The organism is Streptomyces hilarionis, from assembly GCF_024539675.1.
In the GTDB taxonomy this organism is placed as follows: Bacteria; Actinomycetota; Actinomycetes; order Streptomycetales; family Streptomycetaceae; genus Streptomyces; species Streptomyces hilarionis.
Genome location: NZ_JAHHIT010000253.1, coordinates 1 through 7553 on the forward strand (window position 1 = coordinate 1; position 7553 = coordinate 7553).

Consider the following 7553-nt stretch of genomic DNA (forward strand, 5'->3'; position numbering starts at 1 on the left):
GGGCCTGGCCGGGGTCGCGGGGGCCCGCGGGCGCGGACCACTGGCCGGGTGGCGGCTGCTCCTTGGACCACTTCGTGCCGGGGTTCTGCGCGCCGGCGACCGGCTGGTCCGTGGGTTGGGCGCCGTCGGGGCGGTCGGCGGGCTCGGCGGGCGTGCCGGGCTCCTGTCCGTCGGAGGGGGCGGATCCGGGCGAGGCCCAGCCCGGAGTGTCTTTCATCGTCGCTCCTTCACGGTGCCCGCCCGCGGTCGCGGCGGCAGGTTGGGAGCCATCGTGCCATGGTGGGCCGATCGGTGGACCGGCCGCGGTATGGGCTGCACACCTTCAATTGTCCGCCGGATCGGGGGCAGACTGATCGCATGGCTGATCAGTACGCGCAATCCGGCGAGGACAAGCGGCCGAGCGAGATTCCCGCGATCCGATGGGAGGAGCCGCCCGAGGGTCCCGTGGTGGTTCTTCTCGACCAGACGAGACTGCCGGCCGAGGAAGTCGAGCTGGTGTGCACCGACGCGTCCGCGCTGGTGGAGGCGATCAGGTCGTTGGCGGTGCGCGGTGCGCCGCTGCTCGGCATCGCCGGGGCGTACGGCGTCGCGCTCGCCGCCGTACGCGGCTTCGACGTGGACGACGCCGCCGACGCGCTGGCCGCGGCCCGGCCGACCGCGGTGAACCTGTCCGTAGGCGTGCACCGGGCTCGGGCCGCCTACCGGGCCGAGGTCGCCGGAGGCGGCGATCCCGCGCAGGGCGCGCGGGCCGCGCTGGCGGCCGCCCGGCAGCTCCACCGCGAGGACGCCGAGGCCAGCGCCCGGATGGCCGAGCACGGGCTGGCGCTGCTCGACGAACTCCTGCCGGGCGGCGGGCACCGCGTCCTGACGCACTGCAACACCGGGGCGCTGGTGTCGGGCGGGGAGGGCACCGCGTTCGCGGTGGCGCTCGCGGCGCACCGGGTCGGTCGGCTTCGCCGGCTGTGGGTGGACGAGACCCGCCCGCTGCTGCAAGGAGCGCGTCTGACGGCGTACGAGGCGGCACGCAACGGCATGGGATACACGCTGCTGACGGACAACGCGGCCGGGTCGCTCTTCGCCGCGGGCGAGGTGGACGCCGTCCTGGTGGGCGCGGATCGCATCGCCGCCGACGGGTCGGTCGCCAACAAGGTGGGCACCTACCCGCTCGCGGTGCTGGCGCGCTACCACCATGTGCCGTTCATCGTGGTCGCGCCCCTGACGACGGTGGATCCGGGGACGCCGGACGGGGCGTCGATCGAGGTGGAGCAGCGGCCCGGCTACGAGGTGACGGAGGTCAGCGCCCCCCAGGCGCCGGTGACGGGCGCGGGCGGGGGTGTCCCGGTGGCGCCCCTGGGCACCCAGGCGTACAACCCGGCGTTCGACGTGACGCCGCCCGAGCTGGTGACGGCGATCGTCACCGAGGAAGGATCGATCTCGCCCGTGACGGCGGAGGCGCTCGTCGAGCTGTGCGCCAGGTCCGGCCGTACCTGACAGAGGCCTCCACGACGGTCGTCGGCTTGCCCGCAAGGGGTTCCGGCGGCGCGCGGCGGGGCTGGGGACGGCGGGCCGGCCGGCGATGACGAGGGTCGTGCCGACGGGCCGGAAGCCCGGCCCCGCGTAGGGGCGGGGGTGACGGCCTCCTTCCTGGAGGCGACGAAGACCGGGTGCATGCCGTGTCGTGCCGTGCGTGCGGGTGTGGGTGGTCGTTCGGGTCAGGGCTGTGGTGGGTCACGACGGCTGCGGGCGGCCTCCTGCGGCGGGCCGAGCGGCAGGGTGGCGACGGCGTCCGGGCCCGTTGTGCCCTCGGCGGGGTGACGCCCGGCTCGTGTCGGCGGGCGGGCACCCTGGCCATGTCGCGGGGCCTGACCGGCTGCGTCCCGCGCGGTGGGCGGGGCCTGGCCTGGGTCGCCGTAGTGCGGAGTGCCCGGTCACGCCGTGCTGACGGCGGCGGCGGACCGGAGTCCTCGGCCTCGGCGAAGAGGAGCGGGACGGCGGCGTCGTAGGCGTGGCAGCGGGCGCGCGGCGGATCGTCCGCGGGCCGCGTCCCACCATCGGCCGACCGCCCCCGCTCCGGGATTTCCCGCCGCGATCGCCGCCCGCGGGCGCCGCAGACGTCGACGTCGGAGGGCCGGGGCAGACAGTGACGGTCGCGTACGACTATCGTCACGGGCCAGTGACCCTGCTCACCAGCGCCTCTGTCACTGTTACGAGAATGGGATGATGTCGTTTATGAAGGGACGAGTCCTTGTCGTCGACGACGACACCGCACTGGCCGAGATGCTCGGCATCGTGTTGCGTGGTGAAGGTTTTGAGCCGTCTTTCGTAGCCGACGGCGACAAGGCGCTGGCTGCTTTCCGTGAGGCGAAGCCCGACCTGGTGCTGCTGGACCTGATGCTGCCCGGACGGGACGGCATCGAGGTGTGCCGCCTGATCAGGGCGGAGTCCGGCGTGCCGATCGTGATGCTCACGGCCAAGAGCGACACCGTCGACGTGGTCGTCGGGCTGGAGTCCGGCGCCGACGACTACATCGTGAAGCCGTTCAAGCCGAAGGAACTGGTCGCCCGCATCCGCGCCCGGCTGCGGAGGTCCGAGGAGCCGGCGCCCGAACAGCTCGCCATAGGCGACCTCGTCATCGACGTGGCCGGCCACTCCGTGAAGCGCGAGGGCCAGTCGATCGCGCTGACCCCGCTGGAGTTCGACCTCCTGGTCGCGCTCGCGCGCAAACCCTGGCAGGTCTTCACCCGCGAGGTGCTCCTGGAGCAGGTGTGGGGCTACCGGCACGCCGCCGACACCCGCCTGGTCAACGTGCACGTGCAGCGACTGCGCTCCAAGGTCGAGAAGGACCCGGAGCGACCGGAGATCGTGGTGACCGTCCGTGGCGTCGGATACAAGGCAGGGCCCAGCTGACATGACCGGGGACAGCGCCGCTTCGGCCCCCGGACGGTCCGGGGCCCGTCCGGAGCGGCCTGTCGGCCGTGACACGCCGGGATCACGCCTCGCCGGCCTCCTCGCGGGCGGACTCCTGCGGGGCGGGGTGCGCAACAGCCCCGTCCTGCGGCTGCTGCTGCGCTGGGTGCGCCGCCCGCTGCTGCCCGTCATGCGGCTGTGGCGGCGCAACATCCAGCTCAAGGTCGTCGCCACGACGCTGCTGATGTCGCTCGGCGTCGTCCTGCTGCTGGGCTTCGTCGTCATCGGGCAGGTCCGCAACGGACTGCTCGACGCCAAGGTCAGGGCCTCCCAGAGCCAGGCCACCGGCGGCTTCGCCGTGGCCAAGCAGAAGGCCGACGAAGCAGTCGGCTCCGGCACCACCGCCGACGGCGCCGCCCCCGCGGGCGGCCGCGGCTCGCAGAACGTCACCGAGTGGATGAGTGAGCTCGTGCTGTCGCTGTCCAGCGGCGGACAGGGCGCCTTCGACGTCGTCACCCTGCCCCCGGTCGACGACAGCGGCGGCGGACGCGGACCGCGCGCGTCCGGCTTCGTCGACCCCAACAAGAGCGTGCCGGAGAACCTGCGCGAGCGCGTCAACAGCGGCAACGGCGCCGTCCAGAGCTACTCGCGCATCATGTACCTCAACGACAAGGAATCGCAGCCCGCGCTCGTCATCGGCAAGCAGGTCAACGACCCCAACGGCGAAGCCTACGAGCTGTACTACCTCTTCCCGCTCACCCAGGAGGAGAAGTCCCTCAGCCTGGTCAAGACGACCCTCGCCACCGCCGGGCTCTTCGTCGTCGTCCTCCTCGGAGCCATCGCCTGGCTCGTCGTACGGCAGGTCGTCACCCCCGTGCGCATGGCCGCCGGGATCGCCGAGCGGCTCTCCGCCGGACGCCTCCAGGAACGGATGAAGGTCACCGGCGAGGACGACATCGCCCGCCTCGGCGAGGCCTTCAACAAGATGGCGCAGAACCTCCAGCTGAAGATCCAGCAACTGGAGGACCTGTCGCGGATGCAGCGACGGTTCGTGTCCGACGTCTCGCACGAGCTGCGAACGCCGCTGACGACCGTGCGCATGGCCGCCGACGTCATCCACGACGCCCGCGTCGACTTCGACCCCGTCACCGCCCGCTCCGCGGAACTGCTCGCCGACCAGCTCGACCGCTTCGAGACCCTCCTCGCCGACCTGCTCGAGATCAGCCGCTTCGACGCCGGCGCCGCCGCCCTCGAAGCCGAACCGATCGACCTCAGGGACGTCGTGCGGCGCGTCGTCAGCGGCGCGGCGCCGCTCGCCGAACGCAAGGGGACCACCGTCCGCGTCATCGGCGACCAGCAGCCCGTCGTCGCCGAGGCCGACGCCCGCCGCGTGGAACGCGTACTGCGCAACCTGGTCGTCAACGCCGTCGAACACGGCGAGGGCAAGGACGTCATCGTCAAACTCGCCTCCGCCGGCGGAGCCGTCGCCATCGCCGTGCGCGACTACGGCGTCGGACTCAAGCCCGGCGAGGCCACCCGCGTCTTCAGCCGCTTCTGGCGCGCCGACCCCGCCCGCGCGCGCACCACCGGCGGCACCGGCCTCGGCCTGTCCATCGCCCTGGAGGACGCCCGACTGCACGGCGGATGGCTGCAGGCCTGGGGCGAGCCCGGCGGCGGCTCACAGTTCCGGCTCACCCTGCCGCGGACCGCCGACGAACCCCTGCGCGGCTCACCGATACCGCTGGAACCCAAGGACTCCCGCCGCAACCGGGGAGAACGCGACGACGCCGGCATACCCCGCGGCGGCGGCCAGAAGAGCGCCACGGTCCCCGTGCAGCCCGCCACGGACCAGGCCTCGGCCGCCCGCACCCCGCTCACACCCCGCCCGGGCACGGCCTCCCCCACGGCCGACCCCACCGCCCTGCCCGGCAACGGCTCGCGCGTGGTGTCCCGGCCCGCGCCCGGCGCACGGCAACAGGACGACCCCGCCCCCCGGACCACGGCCGACGGCCCTACCCCGGACCGGGCGGACCCCGCGGACACCGGCGCACCAGGCGACCCGGACCCCGCGGACGGCGCCGCCCACACGGCGACCAGGGGGAACCGGAACCGGCTCCATGCCGGCGCCGACGGCGTGGACGAACAAGGGGAGGCATTTCGTGGGCGCTGAGCAGCGCGAGGGGGGAGCCCGCACCGGCCGCACGCCGGGGCGCGGGCGCGCGACGGCCTACGCCGCCTGCGGTGTCGTCCTGCTGGCGGGATGCGCCTCCATGCCCGACAGCGGGGACCTGCGCAACGTCGAGTCCACCCCCCGCCAGGACACCCAGGTACGGGTCTTCGCCATGCCGCCCCGGGACGACGCACCCCCCTCCGAGATCGTCCAGGGCTTCCTGGAGGCCCTCACCAGCGACGACCCCGGCTACTCCACGGCCCGCCAGTACCTGACCCCCCACGCGGCCCGCGACTGGCAGCCCGAACGGTCCACCACGGTCCTCGCCGACGGACCCGCCACCGAGGCCGGCCCCGCCGGAAGCAGAGAGGGCGGCGACGACTTCTCGTTCGTCCTGACCGGCACCCGCGTCGCCACCGTCGACGCCCAGCAGTCCTACGCGCCCGCCTCCGGCGCCTACGGCCAGGCCGTCCACCTCACCCGCGACAAGAAGACCCGCCAATGGCGCATCGACGCCCTCCCCACCGGCGTCGTCATGGGCAAGTCCGACTTCCAGCGCAACTACGTCGCCGTCAACAAGTACTACTTCGCCTCCAACACCAAGGCCGACAACGCCGCGCAGCCCATGGCCGTCGCCGACCCCGTCTACGTGCGCGAGCGGGTCGACCCCATGACGCAGATGGTGCGCTCCGTGCTCAACGGACCCACCAGCTGGCTGCGCCCCGTCGTCCGGTCCAGCTTCCCCACCGGCGCCGCCCTGCCCAAGGGCGTCACCTCGCTGACGCCCGACGACCAGAACAAGCTCACCGTGCCGCTCAACGACAAGGCCGTCCACATCGGGCGGAGCAAGTGCGACGAGATGGCCGCCCAGCTGCTGTTCTCCCTGCGCAGCCTGACCCCCACCGTCGACGAGGTCGCCCTGCGCGCGGGCGGCGCCCAGCTGTGCTCCCTCACCGAGGAACGGGCCGCCACCGTCGCCGCCCGCGGCTCGCAGAACAGCCCCGGCTACCTCTACTTCATCGACGGCCAGCACCGCCTCGTACGGATGGCCAGCGGCAGCGGCGACACCAAGGCCGACCCGGTGCCCGGAGCGTTCGGCGACGGCACCAAAGCGCTGCGCTCGGTGGCCGTGGCCCACGACGAGCACAGCGCGGCCGGAGTCGCCCTCGACGGCAGGACCCTCTACGTCGCCTCCACCCTCTCCGGCGAGACCCTCGGCGCCCCCGTCCTCGAGAGCAAGGGCAAGACCGAGAGCGACCGGCTCACCACCCCCAGCTGGGACGCCCACGGCAACCTGTGGGTCGCCGACCGCGACCCCGCCGACCCCCGGCTGCTCCTGCTGGAGAAGGGCGGCGGCGAGCCCCTGAAGGTGCTCACCCCCGGCCTGGACGGCCGTATCAACGCCGTGCGCGTGGCGGCGGACGGGGTGCGCGTCGCGCTCGTCGTGGACAAGGGCGGCAAGCAGTCCCTGCTCATCGGGCGGATCGAACGAGGCGTGGGCGACGGGACCCGGCCGGCCATGTCGGTCCAGGAACTGCGCCCCGCGGCACCCGAGTTGGAGAAGGTCACGGCCATGTCGTGGGCCGGGGACAGCCGGCTCGTGGTCGTCGGGCGGGAGGCCGGCGGTGTGGAGCAGGCCCAGTACGTGCAGTGCGACGGCTCGTTCCCCGAGGCCGGAACGCTCCCCGGCCTCACCGAGGTCAGGAGCATCGCCGCATCCGAGGACAGCGACCTCCCCCTCTTCGCGACCTCCAAGGACGGGCTGCTGTGGCTGCCCGGCGGGAGCGGCTGGCGCACGCTGAAGGAGACCGCCTCCGTCGCGTTCTACCCCGGGTGACGCGACTCCCGGCCGGCAGGGGCTACGGAAACCTGCGGGAGTTTCCTGCGGAAGTTCCCGCGGGAGTTTCCCGCGAGACGCAAGAGTGAGGTGAGGCGGGGCTCCGGGCGGGCCTCGCCGCCTCCTGTCGCGGCCCCCGTTCCGGGGGCTACGACACCCCCGCGTCCTTTGCCGCTTTCCTCCGGGCTCAATTGTCCGCCCGATCGGCCGAGACCGCCTTCCCGGCGCCTTCCCCCGACCCTGTGCGAGTTTTCCACAGGCCACCCGGACGGTTTTCCACAGGGCTGGTGAGCCGCCTCCGCCGCTGGCACAGTCATCCACGTGGAAAGCGTTCGCACATGGTGGCAGGAGCTCGCCGGCCTGGTGCTGCCCGCCGAGTGCGGCGGCTGCGGAAAGGCGCGCACGGCGCTCTGCCCGCGGTGCCGCACCGCTCTGGTCGGGGCCGTGCCGTTCCGGGTGCGCCCCGTCCTCGAACCGCCCGGGCTGCCCGCCGTGCACGCGGCGGCCCGGTACGCGGACGAGGTACGCGCGGTGCTGCTGGCGCACAAGGAACGCGGCGCGCTGGCGCTCGCGCGCCCCTTGGGGGCAGCGCTGGCGACAGCGGTGCGGGCGGGACTGCGGGAGGCGGGGGTGGAGGGG

4 protein-coding genes and 2 pseudogenes are annotated in these 7553 nt (G+C 73.5%); 5 read left to right on the plus strand and 1 reads right to left on the minus strand.

The window, feature by feature from the left end:
* Nucleotides 1–217 (minus strand): annotated as a pseudogene (locus tag KMS84_RS36745) (hypothetical protein); the annotation flags it as partial.
* A gap of 140 nt (nt 218–357) precedes the next feature.
* Here KMS84_RS36745 and mtnA point away from each other — a divergent pair.
* From mtnA to KMS84_RS36770, 5 genes and pseudogenes are all read left to right on the plus strand, one after another.
* Nucleotides 358–1491 carry an S-methyl-5-thioribose-1-phosphate isomerase gene (mtnA, locus tag KMS84_RS36750; RefSeq protein WP_256920890.1) on the plus strand — a complete coding sequence of 378 codons (1134 nt, stop codon included), beginning with the start codon at nt 358–360 and terminating at the stop codon, nt 1489–1491.
* Nucleotides 1492–2217: 726 nt separating this feature from the next.
* Complete coding sequence (gene mtrA / locus KMS84_RS36755) at nt 2218–2907, plus strand: two-component system response regulator MtrA (protein WP_187281934.1); 690 nt, start codon at nt 2218–2220, stop codon at nt 2905–2907.
* Nucleotide 2908: 1 nt separating this feature from the next.
* Nucleotides 2909–5077, plus strand: coding sequence for an MtrAB system histidine kinase MtrB (mtrB, locus tag KMS84_RS36760; RefSeq protein WP_256920892.1), 2169 nt, complete (start codon nt 2909–2911; stop codon nt 5075–5077).
* Nucleotides 5067–6914, plus strand: coding sequence for an LpqB family beta-propeller domain-containing protein (locus KMS84_RS36765; protein ID WP_256920896.1), 1848 nt, complete (start codon nt 5067–5069; stop codon nt 6912–6914). Before mtrB ends, KMS84_RS36765 begins: the two co-directional genes overlap by 11 nt.
* A gap of 321 nt (nt 6915–7235) precedes the next feature.
* Nucleotides 7236–7553 (plus strand): annotated as a pseudogene (locus KMS84_RS36770) (ComF family protein); the annotation flags it as partial.